The organism is Microbulbifer maximicatervae (SeqCode), assembly GCF_052467815.1.
Map to the genome: position 1 here is coordinate 224,928 of NZ_CP174326.1, position 16,659 is coordinate 241,586.

At 51.2% G+C, this 16,659-nt stretch carries 19 protein-coding genes; 11 read left to right on the forward strand and 8 right to left on the reverse strand.

All coding sequences use genetic code 11. The features are described from left to right. Positions 1-6: 6 nt before the first annotated feature. A complete protein-coding gene (gene rplM / locus ACJJIW_RS00950) occupies positions 7-435 on the reverse strand; it encodes a 50S ribosomal protein L13 (RefSeq protein WP_444930018.1) in 429 nt (142 codons plus the stop codon). Positions 436-549: 114 nt separating this feature from the next. Next, positions 550-1,674, reverse strand: a complete 1,125-nt coding sequence (zapE, locus tag ACJJIW_RS00955) for a cell division protein ZapE (RefSeq protein WP_444936484.1) — start codon at positions 1,672-1,674, stop codon at positions 550-552. 345 nt (positions 1,675-2,019) lie between these two features. On the opposite strand from zapE, the gene ACJJIW_RS00960 reads away from it, so the two are divergent. Beyond that, a complete protein-coding gene (locus tag ACJJIW_RS00960; RefSeq protein WP_282933890.1) occupies positions 2,020-2,460 on the forward strand; it encodes a Z-ring associated ZapG family protein in 441 nt (146 codons plus the stop codon). 88 nt (positions 2,461-2,548) lie between these two features. Here the strand turns inward: ACJJIW_RS00960 and sat are convergent, their stop codons facing one another. Then, the gene (gene sat / locus ACJJIW_RS00965; protein WP_282933891.1) at positions 2,549-3,739 is read right to left on the reverse strand and encodes a sulfate adenylyltransferase; all 1,191 of its coding nucleotides are present in this window, start codon (positions 3,737-3,739) and stop codon (positions 2,549-2,551) included. Positions 3,740-4,127: 388 nt separating this feature from the next. On the opposite strand from sat, the gene ACJJIW_RS00970 reads away from it, so the two are divergent. Then, positions 4,128-5,270: a S1C family serine protease gene (locus tag ACJJIW_RS00970; protein ID WP_282933892.1), complete on the forward strand. Its 1,143-nt coding sequence runs from the start codon at positions 4,128-4,130 to the stop codon at positions 5,268-5,270. A gap of 21 nt (positions 5,271-5,291) precedes the next feature. After that, the gene (locus ACJJIW_RS00975; RefSeq protein WP_282933893.1) at positions 5,292-5,720 is read left to right on the forward strand and encodes a nuclear transport factor 2 family protein; all 429 of its coding nucleotides are present in this window, start codon (positions 5,292-5,294) and stop codon (positions 5,718-5,720) included. A gap of 43 nt (positions 5,721-5,763) precedes the next feature. On the opposite strand, the gene hisD is transcribed toward ACJJIW_RS00975, so the two are convergent. From hisD to ACJJIW_RS01000, 5 genes are all read right to left on the reverse strand, one after another. Next, positions 5,764-7,074, reverse strand: a complete 1,311-nt coding sequence (hisD, locus tag ACJJIW_RS00980) for a histidinol dehydrogenase (RefSeq protein ID WP_444936485.1) — start codon at positions 7,072-7,074, stop codon at positions 5,764-5,766. 14 nt (positions 7,075-7,088) lie between these two features. After that, positions 7,089-7,727: an ATP phosphoribosyltransferase gene (gene hisG / locus ACJJIW_RS00985; RefSeq protein ID WP_444936486.1), complete on the reverse strand. Its 639-nt coding sequence runs from the start codon at positions 7,725-7,727 to the stop codon at positions 7,089-7,091. A gap of 50 nt (positions 7,728-7,777) precedes the next feature. Then, positions 7,778-9,040: a UDP-N-acetylglucosamine 1-carboxyvinyltransferase gene (gene murA, locus ACJJIW_RS00990; protein WP_444893015.1), complete on the reverse strand. Its 1,263-nt coding sequence runs from the start codon at positions 9,038-9,040 to the stop codon at positions 7,778-7,780. Positions 9,041-9,086: 46 nt separating this feature from the next. Continuing rightward, a complete protein-coding gene (locus tag ACJJIW_RS00995) occupies positions 9,087-9,320 on the reverse strand; it encodes a BolA family protein (RefSeq protein ID WP_282933897.1) in 234 nt (77 codons plus the stop codon). 87 nt (positions 9,321-9,407) lie between these two features. Beyond that, entirely contained in the window at positions 9,408-10,061 is a 654-nt protein-coding gene (locus ACJJIW_RS01000; RefSeq protein ID WP_282933898.1) for an MlaC/ttg2D family ABC transporter substrate-binding protein, read from the reverse strand. Positions 10,062-10,470: 409 nt separating this feature from the next. On the opposite strand from ACJJIW_RS01000, the gene ACJJIW_RS01005 reads away from it, so the two are divergent. From ACJJIW_RS01005 to ptsN, 8 genes are all read left to right on the forward strand, one after another. Then, the gene (locus ACJJIW_RS01005) at positions 10,471-11,442 is read left to right on the forward strand and encodes a KpsF/GutQ family sugar-phosphate isomerase (protein WP_282933899.1); all 972 of its coding nucleotides are present in this window, start codon (positions 10,471-10,473) and stop codon (positions 11,440-11,442) included. Positions 11,443-11,502: 60 nt separating this feature from the next. Beyond that, positions 11,503-12,048 carry a KdsC family phosphatase gene (locus ACJJIW_RS01010; protein WP_444894794.1) on the forward strand — a complete coding sequence of 182 codons (546 nt, stop codon included), beginning with the start codon at positions 11,503-11,505 and terminating at the stop codon, positions 12,046-12,048. Further along, positions 12,045-12,614 (forward strand): LPS export ABC transporter periplasmic protein LptC, encoded by a 570-nt coding sequence (lptC, locus tag ACJJIW_RS01015; protein ID WP_282933901.1) that lies wholly within the window; start codon positions 12,045-12,047, stop codon positions 12,612-12,614. Before ACJJIW_RS01010 ends, lptC begins: the two co-directional genes overlap by 4 nt. Next, on the forward strand, positions 12,601-13,170 hold the full coding sequence (lptA, locus tag ACJJIW_RS01020; protein ID WP_444936487.1) for a lipopolysaccharide transport periplasmic protein LptA: 570 nt from the start codon (positions 12,601-12,603) through the stop codon (positions 13,168-13,170). The genes lptC and lptA overlap by 14 nt, the downstream gene beginning before the upstream one ends. 92 nt (positions 13,171-13,262) lie before the next feature. Then, positions 13,263-13,988 carry an LPS export ABC transporter ATP-binding protein gene (gene lptB, locus ACJJIW_RS01025; protein ID WP_282933903.1) on the forward strand — a complete coding sequence of 242 codons (726 nt, stop codon included), beginning with the start codon at positions 13,263-13,265 and terminating at the stop codon, positions 13,986-13,988. 194 nt (positions 13,989-14,182) lie between these two features. Next, a complete protein-coding gene (locus ACJJIW_RS01030) occupies positions 14,183-15,646 on the forward strand; it encodes an RNA polymerase factor sigma-54 (RefSeq protein ID WP_444936488.1) in 1,464 nt (487 codons plus the stop codon). Between the two features lie 197 nt (positions 15,647-15,843). Then, positions 15,844-16,134, forward strand: coding sequence for a ribosome hibernation-promoting factor, HPF/YfiA family (gene hpf, locus ACJJIW_RS01035; protein WP_108734230.1), 291 nt, complete (start codon positions 15,844-15,846; stop codon positions 16,132-16,134). A gap of 3 nt (positions 16,135-16,137) precedes the next feature. Beyond that, positions 16,138-16,599, forward strand: coding sequence for a PTS IIA-like nitrogen regulatory protein PtsN (ptsN, locus tag ACJJIW_RS01040; RefSeq protein ID WP_108734231.1), 462 nt, complete (start codon positions 16,138-16,140; stop codon positions 16,597-16,599). The last annotated feature ends 60 nt before the right edge of the window (positions 16,600-16,659 follow it).

A 16,659-nucleotide genomic window follows, 5' to 3' on the forward strand; every position in this document is an offset into this window, starting at 1 on the left:
TCCCGTTTAGATCGCCAGTTCAATCGGCTGTTGAGCCACATGAGGATGTTCACTGCCGCTGTATACTTTCAGCTTCTTGAACATGGCACGACCCAAAGGACCCTTCGGCAGCATGCCTTTTACGGCGCTTTGAACGGTGCGCTCGGGCGCTTTTTCGATCAACTTTTCGAAGCTGATGGATTTGAGACCACCGGGGTAGCCGGAATGGCTATGGTAGATCTTGTCTTTGGCCTTGTTACCGGTCACGCGAACCTTTTCTGCGTTGATTACAACAATGTAATCACCAGTGTCCACGTGGGGCGTGTATTCAGGCTTGTGCTTGCCGCGCAGGCGGGTTGCGATCTCGGCAGCAATACGGCCGAGGGTCTTGTCCGCAGCGTCAACAATGTACCAGTCGCGTTTTACCGCTTCTGGCTTGGCACTGTAAGTCTTCATGTTATAAACACCTGTAATATGACCCCCAGAATTAGGGGCCGTCCCACAAAAGAGCGCGGATAGTACAAAAGGAGTGTATGCTTTTCAAGCAGAATTTACCCCGACCCGACAGACTTATTCGGGGCGGTGGGGCCGCTCCAGATATTCGCGGGACTGCATCTCCAAAAGCCGACTCACCGTGCGTTCAAACTCAAACTTAAGGTTCCGGCCGACGTACAGTTCCTCAGCTGGAACCTCCGCAGAAATCACCAGTTTCACGCACCGGTCGTAAAATTCATCCACTAGATTAATGAAGCGACGCGCCTGAGCATCCATACGCTCATCAAACCTGACCACTGACCCCAGAAGCACCGTATGGAACTCCCTGGCCAATTCGATATAGTCATTTTGCGATCGCGGTCCATCACACAGATCCACAAAATCAAACCAAGCAACATCATCCGCTACTTTCAAGGCTCGAATTGGGCGCCCCTCCACTTGCAGCTGAACCTCGCTACGGGCTTCGCAGCCGCTGACACTCAATTGTGAAAAACTCTGTTCCAGACTGCTATCCGCCTCAGGTCCCAGCGGAGAATGATATAACTCCAATATCTCCAGGGTGCGCAGCCGGTAATCGGTACCGCTATCGACATTAACCACCTTGGTGTACTTCTCCAGCAGATCGATGGCCGGAAGAAACCGTACCCTCTGCAACCCATCTTTATATAAGCCCTTGGGTACAATATTCGAGGTCGCCACCAGAGCCACCCCTCGGCGGAACAATGCATCCAACAGGCCGGCCAATATCATGGCATCGGCAATATCTGAGACGAAAAACTCATCAAAGCAGAGCACCCGAGCGCGGCGGGCAATCTTATCTGCCACCTTCTCCAGCGGATTCTTCTCCCCAGCGTACTCCTTTAGATCCTGGTGAACTCGACGCATAAAGCGATGAAAATGGGTGCGCTGTTTTTCCGCGAACGGCAGGGACTCAAAAAACGCATCCATTAGGTAGGTTTTTCCGCGGCCTACCCCACCCCAAAAGTAGAGACCCTTCTCGGGCTCATTAGCGCCACTGCGAATACGGGACAAAAAACTGACGATCGCACCGCGCTCAGACCGAGCCACCAAGCGCCGATGAAGATCTTGCAGCTCCTCAACTGCCTGACGCTGAGATTGATCCTCAACAAAGTCAGGGCGCTGAAGGTCTCTCTCATAACGCTCAAGAGGAGAAGAAAATAGTGGTTTGGCGGGCAACATAGAGGAAAATTTCTTCGACTACTGAATAACTGGCGCGCACTCTACCAAATTCAACCATTCAGCGCACAGGACAAGACAGTCGACACCTCAATTACCAGTGCAACCATCCGAAATAGCCAGCCCTCCCTGCAAACTGGAACCAGGCGCCAAGCATTCTGTCGCAATTAGCCGACAACATTGAATTGTCAGCGTAATAATCGCGTATACTGCCCACTCTATTATGAGGGGCCACAGCCACGTAACATCGGCTGCCCACAGTGCAGACACCGGCAAAGCCGAACACAGGCAGCCTCACCTCTTCGCGAGGAGATCTGTACAATAAAAAGCAAGTTGAGGAGGTAGTAAGTGCACTCTACATCGGTATTAATTCTAGTCGGCGTCCTCGGTATGACCCTGGGTGCATTCCTGGCATTCCTGGCTGTGCGCGGGCGTACCAGTGTGGAGCGCTCAGAGGAGCTGGAGCAGAGACTCCGTGAGGCCAACAACAAGCTCGAAGATTTCCAGCTACAGGTCAACGATCACTTTGACCAGACTTCACAACTCGTCCACAACCTCACCGAAAGCTACAAAGAGGTTCACGAATACCTCTCTAATAGCGCGCTGCGCCTATCCAGCCAGGATATTGGTCGCCAAATGCTGAAAGCAGGTAGTGGGAAATTAAATGACAACGATGAAAAGCTGCAGGATATAGAGCCACCTCGCGACTGGGCCCCAAAAGAACCTGGTGCCAAAGGTACTCTTGCCGAAGACTATGGACTCGAAAAAGAGGCTCACGAAAGCAGTTAGGACAGACTGAGCCCACCAGACAGGGGGCTAACACAGTTTTTCCAGATATAAAAAAGGCGGGTAGTTACCCGCCTTTTTTATTTGGCACCTACAGACTCTGATAATAGTCCATCAAAATCTGCGCCACTTCAGGACGGGAGAACTCTGGGGGCGGCGCAATACCATCACCCAACATTTCACGTACCTTGGTGCCCGAGAGCAGAATAAAGTCTTCTTTGGTGTGATCCGGAACATCACGCATCATAACCACCTTATTCAATTTCTTGGAATAAGCAGTGTGATCAGCACGGAAGATCTCAATCTCAAGAGCACCCTCGGGTACCTTCTCATCAAAAATAGTCTGCGCATCAAAAGCGCCATAGTAATCGCCAACGCCAGCGTGATCGCGACCTACAATCAGGTGGCTACAGCCACAGTTCTGACGGAATACGGCATGCAGTACTGCTTCGCGAGGGCCGGCATACAGCATATCGAAGCCATAACCGGTAACCATCACAGTATTTGCCGGGAAGTACAGCTCTACCATCTTGCGAATGGAAGCATCGCGCACTGGAGCGGGGATATCGCCAGGTTTCAACTGGCCGAGCAACATATGGATCAGAACACCATCCGCTTCTACGCCATCCAGGGCCATTTTGCACAACTCTTCGTGAGCACGGTGCATCGGATTGCGAGTCTGGAAGGCTACAACCTTATTCCAACCACGCTCCTTGAACTCATTGCGAATTTCAACTGCAGTGCGGAAGGTGTCCGGGAAGTCACTCTGGAAATAGCTGAAGTTCAATACTTCAATCGGCCCAGAAACCAGAGTGCGGCCAGCAGATTTGAAGGTTGCAACACCAGGATGCTTCTCATCCAAAGTGCCAAATACCTGTTCAGCTATGGTGTCCATTTGCTCTTCAGAGATGGTTTCGATCGCCTCAACATCCATCACCGCGAGAACTGGATTACCCTCTACGTTCGGGTCGCGCAGGGCAATACGGGAGGCTCCCTCGATTTCACTGGCATCTTTAACAACGTTGACAACCGGCACCGGCCAGAATAAACCATCTACCGTGCGCAGGGTTTCAGCGACACTCATAGCATCTGCCAGATTCATATAGCCGTGCAACGGATTAAAGTACCCCGCCCCAAGCATTACCGCGTTGGCGGCGGCAGCAGAACTGACCACGATTGACGGCAGGGACTCCGCTTCGTGCATCAATTGGTGATGCCTTTCACTGTCATATACAAAGCGTGGCTGAAGCTCAACGCTGCCATGGGGGCGAACTAGGGACATTTAGGTCTCCAAAAACAGTAGTTACCGGTTAGTCTTAAAATTTCGACTGGCCATTATACGCATCTATCGCAAGCGACCAATGTCAATGGGATACAGGAATCACATTATACCCAGCAAATAAGGACCACCGATCAATTCCTCGGCCTTCCTACCCCCAACTTCACAGATATACCAAAATTGCACAAGGTAGCTGTAAATAAAAAACGCCCAACGCAAGAGACCATAAATACTCATCCAACCAAAACAGAACACAGAGTATTTATGATCCAAGACAGTCCGGTGCTGAAACAAGCATACTCAGGAGAAGCAACAATTTCCTCTAACCAACGCTATGTGCAGCGATTCCACTTGGAGACGTGTGTATAATCAGCGCAAAGAGGAGTCACGAGTGTCCCAGAACCGATTTCTACAAGATTGGGCCCTACCCACCTTGGTAGGCCTAGCCATGGCTGCCCTACTCTTGGTTATATTCCCGCAACTACGTGGTGTCACGCCCAAAGCCGATGGAAACGATATCCAAGGCCCGGTTTCCTATGCCCATGCCGTCAATGTAGCAGGCCCCGCTGTAGTCAACATCTACACGCGAATGGCTATGCCCCAGCGCCAACACCCTTTGTTTAACGATCCCCTATTTAGACGTCTATTTGACAATATGGATGTTCCGCAAAGGCAGAGGATGCAATCCAACCTTGGGTCAGGCGTCATTGCCAGCGACAACGGTTACATTTTGACCAACCATCATGTGGTCGATCAGGCTGACGCCATCGTTATCCTTTTGGCTGACGGGCGGGAAGCACAGGCAAGGCTGGTAGGCAGCGATACGGATTTTGACCTGGCCGTTCTCAAAATTGATCTCGACGGCCTAACCTCCATTTCAGTTGGTGAGCCAGATAGAGCCCAGGTCGGCGATGTAGTCCTGGCAATTGGTAATCCTTTCGGCGTTGGGCAAACTGTGACCCAGGGCATTATCAGCGCAAAAGGTCGCCACCTTGAGAATTCAGGTACCGGAAGCTATCTGCAAAACTTTTTGCAAACAGATGCTGCCGTCAATCCGGGAAACTCAGGGGGTGCCCTTGTTGACTCTCGCGGCCGCCTGCTTGGCATCAATACCTCAATCCTCAATCAGTCCGGCTATTCCGGCGGTATCAGTTTTGCCATTCCCGCCAACATTGCCTTCAAGGTAATGCAGGATATTATTGCTTATGGCCGCGTCGTACCCGGCTGGCTGGGCATTGAAGCTCGCGGCATCAGCCCGCAAATGGCCAAAGAGTTCAATTTAAACTCGACCGGCGGCGTAATGGTGACAGCCATCTACAATGAAGGCCCGGCGCACATTGCAGGACTTCAGCCCGGAGATGTCATTACACATATTGACGGCTTACCCATCGGCGATGGCAAACAAGGGGAGGCTACCATGGCCACTCTGCGCCCCGGCGACACCATATCAATAACATTTATTCGTGATGGAGTGTCCCACACGGTTGATGCCACTGTTTCGGAAGAGCCCCAGACAAAGACGACAATAGAATAATTTCTAAAGAAGGAGCCCTCTATGCGCTCACTGGTTTTAGCTCTGTTTTTTACCATAACCACAACCCCAGCGGCCGCTGGGGATCGAGAAGATTTGCATCAACTGCTGATCGACTTTATCGGCAGGGCCGCCACTGACTCCCAGGCCCATCAACGTTTCTGGGCCGAGGACCTGGTGTATACCAGCTCCGGAGGAAAACGCTTTGGAAAAAGCGAGATTATGCAGGGAATGCAAACATCTCCCAGCGAGTCTGTAACTACGAGCTATACCGCCGAGGAGATCGACATTCGATTGCTGGGGGATACCGCTATCATTGCATTCAAGCTATCTGCAAATGACAGCAGCAAAGATGAACAAAGCTACTACTTTAATACCGGCACATTTATTAAGCGGGAAGGTGAGTGGCGCGCTCTAGCCTGGCAAGCTACCCGTATTCCCACTACAGAATAAGGTTTTACACCCCCGCAGAATCAGCTCTGCCGGGGTGCTCCCCTCACAAGCCCTTTACCCTATAAGCCGCAGAGCGGGCATGAGCATCCAACCCCTCCCCGAGAGCAAGGGTGCGCGCCACACGCCCCAAGGCATCAGCACCTTTTTCCGAGCAGTAAATAACCGAGCTTCGCTTCTGGAAATCGTATACCCCCAGAGGCGAAGAAAATCGAGCAGTACCACTGGTAGGAAGGACGTGATTGGGGCCGGCACAGTAATCCCCCAAGGCCTCTGCGGTATAGCGCCCAAGGAAAATAGCTCCAGCATTATGAATTTCTGCAAGGTAAGCTTCCGGACTCTCTACTGACACCTCTAAATGCTCCGGCGCAATCCGATTAGAGATTTCTATCGCCTGCTGTACGGACTCCACCTGGATCAGCGCCCCGCGATCAACAAGGGAACGTGCGGCAATTTCTGCCCGGGGCAGCTCTGACAAAAGCCTCTGAAGCGAGTTCTCAACTCGATCTAAATATTCGGCGTCTGGACACAACAAAATAGATTGCGCCTGCTCATCGTGCTCCGCCTGCGAAAGCAGATCCATTGCAATCCAATCGGGCTCGGTTTGCCCATCGCAGATCACCAGGATTTCAGATGGACCCGCAATCATGTCGATGGCGACATGGCCAAAAACTGCCCGCTTGGCACTGGCAACAAAGATATTACCCGGGCCAACTATTTTATCCACAGCTGGGACAGACTCAGTGCCATAAGCGAGCGCGGCTACTGCCTGGGCACCACCAATCGTAAACACCCGGTCCACTCCAGCAATTGCCGCTGCCGCCAACACCAGGTCGTTTAGCTCTCCCTTCGGAGCAGGCACTACCATATTAACGGCCTGCACACCTGCCACCTTTGCTGGAATTGCATTCATAAGCACGGAAGAAGGGTAGCTCGCCTTACCTCCGGGAACATAAATACCAACACTTTGCATTGGGGTAATCTGCTGCCCCAACACAGTCCCATCAGCCTCTGTATAGCGCCAGGACTCCTGTCGCTGATGCTCGTGATAGCGCCTAACTCTATCAGCAGCGACTTCCAGGGCCTCGCGCTCTTCGACAGCAATACGATCCAGAGCTGCATTAAGCTCAGTGGCTGGAAGGGCGAATTCTTCTGCAGCTGCGAGATCTCGATGATCGAAGCGGTTAGTAAATTCAATAACAGCCTTATCACCCTGAGAGCGAACCCGCTGCAATATTTCTGCAACGATACTTTCGACCTCATGATTTGCCACCGACTCCCAAGCGAGCAACTGCTTCAATTGTTCATCAAAATCTATATCGACCGTATTTAGCCGACGAATTATTTTGTTCGTCATAACGCTTCAGGAATCTACTTGGTTTGTGCGACAGCCGCTGCCAGTTTCTCAATCAGACTATTAATAGATGCATATTTCATCTTCAGAGCGGCCTTATTGACGATAAGCCGGCTACTAATTTGCGCAATGGTCTCGCGAGCTTCAAGGCCATTGGCCTTTAGCGTATTGCCGCTATCCACAATATCCACGATCTCATCGGCCAGGTTCATTAGCGGTGCGAGCTCCATAGCCCCATACAGCTTAATAATGTCGGCCTGACGCCCGATCGAGGCGTAATGCCTCTTGGCGCTTTGCACAAACTTGGTAGCGACCTTGATTCGGCCACTGGGCAGCTGTCCACCTTTAACACCGGCTGTCATCAGGCGACAGCGAGCAATACCCAAATCTAGAGGCTCATAAATGCCATCAGAACCGTGCTCAAGCAATGTATCCTTACCAGCCACACCGATATCAGCAGCGCCGTGCTGCACATAAGTAGGCACATCCACGCCTCGCAAGAGAAGAAGATGAACCCCTTCGCAATTCGTTGGGAATATCAACTTCCGACTCTTAGTCAGATCCTCAATAGGCTCCAATCCCGCCGCCTTAAGAAGCGGCAGAGTCTCCTGAAGAATCCGCCCTTTAGTCAGTGCGATTGTAATTTGTGCAGTCATTTCGATTTACGCCAGTCCGTCTTTGGCTCTTGGGGTTAACTTTGCAGCAATCAGCCGGGAATACGCCGAATATTCGCGCCGAGCTGTCGAAGCTTCTCTTCAATACACTCATAGCCGCGGTCAATATGGTAAATACGATCCACCATAGTAGTGCCCTCTGCCACCATGCCGGCAATAACCAGGCTCGCTGATGCGCGTAGATCAGAGGCCATTACCGGAGCGCCTTTAAGTTTCTCTACCCCGGTAACAATTGCCGTATTGCCCTCCAGAGTGATATCCGCTCCCATTCGATTGAGCTCATGGACCTGGATTAAGCGGTTTTCAAAGATGGTCTCAACCACAGTCCCCTTCCCTTCGGCTACAGCATTCATTGCTGTGAACTGGGACTGCATATCTGTAGGGAAAGCTGGGTAAGGCGCTGTGCGGAAGCTCACCGCTTTTGGGCGATTGCCTTTCATATCCAGTTCAATCCAGTTGTCACCGCAACTGATATGGGCGCCAGCTTCTTCAAACTTGAGCATCACCGCATCGAGGATATCAGCACGGGTATTAAGCAGGCGCACCTTACCTCTCGCCGCAGCAGCGGCTGCCAGGAAGGTTCCGGTTTCAATACGGTCCGGCATAACGGTGAACTTACAGGGGGTGAGTTTAGGCACACCGTGAACACGCAGGGTGTCGGTCCCAACCCCTTCTATCTGGGCACCCATCGCAATAAGGAATTCAGCCAAATCAACGATTTCAGGCTCACGCGCAGCGTTGTGGAGAGTTGTTGTACCCTCTGCGAGCACTGCTGCCATCAATAAGTTTTCAGTGCCACCAACCGTCACTTTTTCCATGACGATATTGGCACCTTTGAGACGGCCATTAGAGCGAGCCCGGATAAAACCACCATCGATAGTGATCTCGGCACCCATGGCCTCCAGGCCTTTGAGGTGAATATCGACCGGTCGACTGCCAATTGCACAGCCACCAGGGAAGGAGACATTTGCCACACCGTGCCTGGCCAATAGAGGCCCCAGAACCAGGATTGAGGCCCGCATGGTTTTAACCAGCTCGTAGGGAGCCGTCAGGTCATTGACTGAGCGGGGATCGATTTCAACGCCCAACTTTTCATCAATAGTGACATCACACCCCATACACCGGAGCAAGGTGATCATGGTGGTAATATCATTGAGGTGCGGCAAATTATCGATTTGCACGGGCCCATCAGCCAATAACGCAGCAGCCAATATCGGCAAGGCTGAATTTTTAGCACCAGAAATCCTCAGAGTCCCGGAGATCGGGCTACCGCCCTCTATTATCAACTTATCCATTCAATCTCTTAATCTAGATCGCCAACACCTCAGCGGCAATGGCAGGTTAACGACTGGCTTCTTCTGGAGTCAGAGTCTGCATTTGCACGGCATGCAAGGTACCATCGGCGATTTTTTCGCCAAGTGCGGCATAGACAAGCTGTTGTTTTTTTAAACGACTCAAACCTTCAAAGGCACTGCTCACCACAGTCACCATCAGATGACTACCTTCGAAAGCCACTTCAACAGTGCTATCGGGAATTTGCCCTTCAATTAGGGTCTTGATTTCGTCTGGTTGCATAGGAGGGAATTGCGATTAGTTAAAAACAGCACGCAAGTGTACTTGAATCAGGCGGAGTGCGCAGCTGCGCACCCCAAAGTTCGCGGATCAGCTCACTTTATTGGCTGCATCATCTGCCGCCGACCAATTGGAAATCACCTTATCGATATCTCCATAAGTCTGCATTGACTGGGAGAACTGACTGCGGAAAGTCTTGCCCAGGTTGACCCCGTTCAGAATTACGTTGATCAATTTCCACTGGCCCGCCCGATTGCGCACCAAGGTATAAGATACCTTTGTGATTCCTTCTTTACTGCGGACTTCCTGAAGGACATTGACACGATTACCCTGCGGAGTGGTGCCAGGGTTAACCACTTTTACGTCCAAATCCCCAAAATTTGCAACGCCACGAGCAAATGTTGCAACCAGGTCACGACGAAAAGCCTGCGTAAAACGAGAACGCTGCTCGGCGGTCGCTTGCTTCGCATAGCGCCCCATTACACCCCGAGCGATAAAATCAAAATCTACAACCGGTGTCAGCACGCCCTCGACAGCACCGTAATATCTTTGCGGATCTGAATTCGCATACTGGGCATTAGATCGAATCACCCCCAGTAACTCATCAGAAACCCCCTCAATCATTACATATGGATTTTGAGCAGCATTAGCTACAGGCACTACTGCAGACGCAAAAACAACACAAAGCGCAAACCTAATCCATCGCGACAAACCGTACCGGCCAATCCAAAATGATGCGTTCACAAATTATCTCCAGTTAGCAAATCATTCCTTGGACGCACATGGCACAATTTAGTGCCATAGCAATACCACATATCAACTTTCCCGCAGCCCAACTGAGAATGTGTCGATCATCCATTGAGTGACATAGCTGACAGCGGAGACGGCAAACTATACCATGGCCGCACCTGGTAATGTGGCGATGTACAAGCGTGTCATTTGACACAACCGAACAACACACTGGCTTTTTCCTCAGCCAGCAGACCGCTAATATAGATTAGCACGACAGCAAAATGTCGAGCCCTCTTCGAGTGCTGGGCCCTAAAGACAAAAATTATCCACGCTGTCACACAGGTAAATAGCGAAGCTGTCGCATAATAGGCAGTTTTACGGCACTGGTTAAAAAGCACTAGCAAGCGATACGAGGCAGTTGATGACACAGAATTTAATTTTGGAGGCCGGACGCCGCACCGTCCGTATGGAAACCGAAGCGGTGGCAGCACTGGAAAACAGAATTAATGGGGAGTTTCAGCGAGCCTGTGACATGATCATGCAGTGTCGCGGCCGCACAATCGTTACCGGAATGGGGAAGTCAGGGCATATTGGCCGCAAGATCGCCGCAACCCTTGCCAGTACTGGCACTCCTAGCTTCTTTGTTCACCCCGGCGAAGCGAGCCACGGCGACCTCGGCATGATCACCCGAGACGATGTTGTTATTGCCATATCCAATTCTGGCTCCTCCGGTGAAGTCCTCACCCTACTCCCCCTACTAAAACGCCTGGGTATTCCACTAATAAGCATGGCAGGTAAAACTGACTCCCCTCTCGCTCAAGCTGCGGAAGTCAATCTGGATATATCGGTAGCCACAGAGGCCTGCCCCCTCAATCTGGCTCCCACCTCATCCACAACCGTCACTCTCGTGATGGGAGACGCCCTTGCTGTCGCCCTTCTCGAGGCTAGAGGTTTTACCGCAGAAGACTTCGCATTCTCTCACCCAGGCGGCGCCCTAGGGCGAAGGCTTCTATTAAAGGTTGAGGATGTAATGCATGCGGGCGACGAGCTTCCCCAGGTAACTCCAGAGACTCTACTATCAAAAGCCCTACTGGAGATGACCAGCAAAGGGTTCGGCATGACGACTATTGTAAATAACAATGGTGAATTACTGGGTGTATTCACTGACGGTGATTTGCGCAGGGTAATAGACCAAAAAATCGAACTCGACAAAGCAGTTATGGAGGAGGTGATGAGTCGCCGTCCTAAAACGGTTTCTGCTGACACTCTTGCTGCAGAGTCGCTGAGGATTATGGAGGACTATAAAATCACCGCATTAGTTGTGGAAGATGAAGCGCATCACCCAGTTGGCGTACTCCATATGCACGATATTCTGCGCGCCGGTGTTATCTGAGATAATACCGGATATTTAATATGCAGGTTTTGCCCTCACAAACAAAGGCGAAGAGAGATTATTCCGGTGATATCCGAACAAAAAATAAATGATTCCCTTAAAAATATCCGCTGGCTTGTTCTGGATGTGGACGGAGTCCTGACAGACGGAAAGCTTTATTTTGACAACAGCGGCAATGAACTCAAAACCTTTAACACCCTGGATGGGCACGGCATTAAGATGCTGCAAAACTCCGGGGTTCGCGTAGCCATTATTACTGGCCGGCGTAGTAACGTTGTAGAACGCCGCGCCCACGACCTAGGTATCAATAAGTTAATTCAAGGTCGGGAAGACAAGTTTGCCGCCCTACAAGAGTTACTATCTGAGGAGTCTTGCCGCCTGGAGGATATCGCCTATGTCGGTGATGATTATCCCGACCTTCTAGTAATGACCAAGATTGGGTGCCCCATCGCACCACCCAATGCGGCCCCACCTGTACGGGAACGCGCGCTGTGGGTCACCGAAACACGTGGTGGCGAAGGCGCTGTACGCGAAGTCTGTGACCGCATTATGATTGCTCAGGGGACTTTTGACGCGGCGCTCGCCCCCTATATCGGAGAAAAATGATGCGTTCCTGGCTGCCTCTCGTACTGGTCATTCTGCTTATCAGTGCCGGACTCTGGTTTTCCGAGAGTCCGCCAGAACAATTGCTGGGTAAAAGGCCCACACCGCAGCAGCAAAATCGAGCTCCAGAACTTGTTATCATGGGGGCTGAAACTCGAAATTTTGACCAGGCAGGCAATTTAGCTTATCGCGTGGATGCAGAACAAATTACCTACTTTCAGTTTAAGCGCAGGGATCGCGCCAACCTAAAAGAACCGCGCATGCTGTTCTATACGGACGACCAACCCAAGTGGGCAACTCGATCCGAACGAGGTGTGGCCTTCAACCGGGGAAAACGAATCGTACTCACAGGCGATGTTCAAATTGATGAACTCCCCACCCCTAATGGCATCCAACTAGTCACACCACGAATCACAATCTTCCCAGACAGGGAATTCGCCGAGACCGACAAAGTTGTTACTATTAGCTCCGGCCCCAACCGCACTGAAGGAACGGGGATGCGCGCTTACCTGAAAGAAAACCGGATGGAAATCCTGTCCGATGTAAAGAGCAGCTATGACACCCAATAACCGCTATTCCTCTATCTTTAAGGCCCTCACAGCTATTACGCTAGCAGCTATTACTACCGTAACGCAGGCTTTACCCGACGACAGAACCCAGAGAATATCTGTGGGCTCGGAATCTATGTCAGCTGACCGCGCCAACAACCTCGTGGTTTATAGTGACAATGTAGTCATCACACAGGGCTCCCTTCAAATCAGGGCAGATCGAGTGGAGGTCTACTTTACAGCCAGCGATGAAATTAGCCGGGTCATTGCTGTTGGCCGCCCGGCACACTTCCAACAAAAGATATTGGAGAGCGAGGAACCTGTAAAAGCCCACGCTGAACGTATAGAGTATGTCATCAGCTCTGAAGAGCTACAGCTTACCGGGCAGGCTTATATCGATCGCGATGGCAACACCCTGACTGCCGAGAAAATTGACTACGACCTCGCAACCGAACAAATGAGCGCTCGCAGTCAACCGGGCAAGGGGAGAGTTGAGATGATCTGGAAGCCTGAGAGTACCGGAGCCGGCGAACCCACAGAAACCGAAGCCGAAACAGGTACCACCACAGATCAGTAATCCACCCAAATTTCAATGCCTGTAAACCAGCGCTATTTACAATGATGTAATCCGCTGCCTCTCTCGGCTGCGGCTAGATTTCAGGACTCATTATGCCAACGCTACAAGCGTTACACCTCGCCAAACAATATAAGAAAAGAAAAGTTGTTCAAGATGTCTCTGTCAGTGTCTCAAGTGGGCAGGTCGTCGGTTTGCTAGGTCCCAATGGAGCTGGAAAAACCACCTGTTTCTACATGATCGCAGGGCTGGTGCAGGCTGATGCCGGGCAAGTCCTGATCGACGACGAAGATATTACCCGCCTGTCAATGCACGGGCGTGCCCGCAAAGGGATCGGTTATCTTCCCCAAGAGGCCTCTGTTTTCCGCCGACTGTCAGTACGCGACAACATTCTCGCAATCCTAGAAACTCGCAAGGGACTCAGTCGCGCGGAGCGAGAAAAACAGGCGCAGGAGCTGCTTGAAGAGTTTAACATTACCCACATTGAAAACAGTCTCGGAATGGCTCTATCCGGTGGGGAAAGACGCCGAGTAGAGATTGCCCGCGCCCTCGCTACAAACCCGAGCTTTGTCCTACTCGACGAACCCTTTGCCGGTGTCGACCCCATCTCAGTAAATGATATTAAATACATAATTCGCCATTTGCGTGACAGGGATATCGGCGTTCTGATCACAGACCACAATGTAAGGGAAACCCTGGATATCTGCGAAACCGCCTATATCGTCAGCGAGGGCCATATCATTGCCTCAGGCACACCAAATGACGTCCTTGCCAATCAGCAAGTGCGGGAAGTCTATTTGGGACACGAGTTCACCATTTAATGGCGAATGATGACAAACATAATCAAATAAGCGAAATATCGAGAACCACATCATATTTTATTTTTGGACTGACCATTCAATTGCCTGCAGTCGGCACGCTTATTGCTTGTAATAGTTTGGGGGCCGGGGTAGTCTGCGCCATCTCGGGTTAACTTTGACGAACCCATTGTCGCACCGGCCTGCAGCACTAAACTATGAAGCAGTCTCTCCAGCTCAAGCTCGGCACACAGCTAACAATGACTCCCCAGTTGCAGCAGGCAATACGCCTCCTGCAACTTTCTACATTGGATTTACAGCAGGAAGTTCAAGCGGCCCTCGATAGCAATCCAATGTTAGAGGTTGAGAGCGAGGACCTGACTCCTGCAACAGCGATTACCGAAAAAAACGCCCAGCAAGAGCCCCCAACCACCTCGGAGGAAGGCTTAAACAGCACCTCCAGTGAAGAGAAAGAGCTTGGCGATACCGACTGGAGCCAGGACATCCCAACAGAGCTGCCGGTTGATTCTCATTGGGATGACATTTACAGCAGCTATAGCGGCCCAGCAGAGGGGGAAGACTCCAATTTTGAGCGCAACAGCTCAACTGATACGCTGCAGGACCACCTACGCTGGCAATTAAACCTAACTGCTCTGTCTAGCCACGACAAGTGGATCGGCGAGCACCTCATTGATGCGATCGATCCGAACGGACTACTCAACACTGACGTTGATGATGTTGCCACCTCCCTACAAGTCGACGAGGATGAGGTAGCGGCCGTACTTAAAGCTGTGCAACAGTTTGAACCTGCCGGCTGCGGGGCTAGAAGCCTCCAAGAGTGTTTATTGCTTCAGTTAAAACAGCTACCAGGAGAAACCCCGTGGCTGAAAGAGGCACAGGCCATCATTGAGCGCCACCTGGAATTGCTTGGGAAAAGAGACTTCAGGCAGCTCAGCAGGCGCACACGCCTCAACGAATCTCAATTAGGTGAGGTGATCCGCCTTATCCAGACTTTAACCCCTAATCCCGGTGAGGAATTTAATGGCGAGCAACCTGCTTACGTCATTCCTGACATTATTGTGTCGCGCAAAGAACACCGCTGGCTGGTTGAACTGAACCCGGAAATCACCCCCAAAATCCGCATCAATGGGCAATATGCATCCCTGGTAAAACGAGCGGATAACTCACGGGACAACAACTTTTTACGGGATCACCTCCAAGAGGCCCGATGGTTCCTTAAAAGCTTACAGAGCCGCCACGACACCCTACTAAAAGTTGCCACCTCAATTGTGGATAAGCAGCAGGGCTTTTTTGAAGAGGGGCCGGAGGCGATGAGACCGATGGTTCTGGCTGATATTGCCGAAACCATTGGCATGCATGAATCCACCATCTCTCGAGTAACTACTCAGAAATACATGTTGACCCCACGTGGAGTATTCGAACTCAAATATTTCTTCTCCAGTCACGTCAGCACAGATTCTGGAGAGGACGCCTCGTCCACAGCCATTCGAGCTCTGATTCGCAAGCTAATTGATTCAGAGGTGCCACGAAAACCGCTCTCTGACAATAAAATCACCCAGGAATTGGATAAGCAAGGCATCAAGGTTGCGCGACGAACAGTAGCGAAATACCGCGAATCCATGGGTATCCCCTCCTCAAGTGAGAGAAAAAGGCTGGTTTAGACTCCCCTTTAAAATTCAACCAGCAATTTTGACCGCAATACTATATATAGTCATGCACTAATGACGCCTTCCGCCGCCCACCTGCGACCAAAATCCAAAATTTGAGTGTATCCTTCCATTCTGGCCCACTTCCTAGTAGGGTTGCGACCCGATAGGGGGTGAGCGCGGACTTGTGATGCACTTTTAAGGAGAAATCCATGCAGATCAATATTAGTGGCCACCATGTCGACGTAACCTCACCTATGCGCAGCTACTGCGAAAGCAAAATGGAGAAGCTGTCCAGGCACTACGACAATATCACCAACGCGCAAGTTATTTTGTCCGTCGAAAAGCTGATCCAAAAAGCTGAAGCGACAGTACATATCAATGGTCACGACCTCTGTGCAGGGTCTGAGGACAGAGATATGTACGCGGCAATTGATGCGCTCACTGATAAGCTGGACCGCCAACTGAAAAAACACAAAGAGAAGTTGCAGAACCATCGCTGAACTATGACACTGGAAGCATTACTCTCTCCCCGCCTCAGCCTTTGCCACTTGGCGGGGAGCAGCAAAAAAAAGTTACTGCTCAATATTGCCCAGGCGATTGCCGAACAATATCCCCAACACGACTCCGACACAGTTTTTAACCAGCTGATCGCCCGTGAGCGCCTGGGCTCCACTGGTATTGGTGATGGTGTCGCAATCCCCCATTGCAGATTGCCCGGATGCGATAGTCCCATCGGAGTTCTCTGTACCACACAGCCCGCCATTGATTTTGACTCTGTCGATCGCCAGCCAGTCGACTTGTTATTTACTCTCCTGGTTCCCGAAGATGCGGAGCAGGAACATCTGGATACACTGGCAGAAATTGCCGCCTTGTTTTCCGATAGCCTGGTAAGAGATAAGCTAAGGCAAGCACAGAGTAGTGATGAACTCTACGCCCTCGCTATTGATAGTACTGCAGCCGCTTGAGGGCAGTTCGGTTAGCAGCTGACATTGACTCCAGTGTTTAAGTGGTACAACAAGCGGAAT